1 protein-coding gene is annotated in these 514 nt (G+C 56.6%); it reads left to right on the top strand.

Features of this window, described 5'->3' with window-relative positions; genetic code table 11:
• The coding region (locus H8709_RS11800; protein WP_262398495.1) for a cadherin-like beta sandwich domain-containing protein at positions 1-462 on the top strand (462 nt) is incomplete at its 5' end.
• Positions 463-514 lie beyond the last annotated feature (52 nt).

Here is a 514-nt window from a genome sequence, read left to right as displayed (position 1 = left end):
CAGGGCGTCCTACAGCCCAGCTTCGACAAGGATGTCAACGCCTACAGCGCCTCTGTCACAAATAGTGTGGACTCCATCCAGGTCAAACCCTTCTACTCCGGCGAGATGGCAGTCACTGTGAACGGCAAGGCTGTGGAAAGCGGCGTCTTCTCCGAGGCCATCGCTCTCGATGTAGGAGAGAACACCATCGAAGTGAAGCTCGTCATGGGAGAAAAAGAAAACATCTATACGATTGTCGTCACCCGTGCAAAACCTGCGGACACGACGAAGCCTACCACCACGAAGCCCTCTATCCCGGGCGGACACAGCTCCGACTGGAAGTGGCCGGAAGGTACGGCAAAGCCTGGCACTGGGAAAGAGAACCCGCAGTCGGGCGACGCGTCGGCGCTGCCGATAGCGCTGCTGCTCATGGCGGGCGCTGCTGGAACAGCGGTCTTCCTTACCAGAAAGCGGAAGAAATAACGAAACCCTTCTTCTTCTCAATAAGACCCAGCTAAAAAAGCAAAAGGCGGAG

It is taken from the genome of Zongyangia hominis, from assembly GCF_014385095.1.
Classification (GTDB): domain Bacteria; phylum Bacillota; class Clostridia; order Oscillospirales; family Ruminococcaceae; genus Zongyangia; species Zongyangia hominis.
The sequence above is the reverse complement of the archived record's forward strand: the minus strand, read 5'-3'. Positions and strand labels throughout refer to the sequence as shown.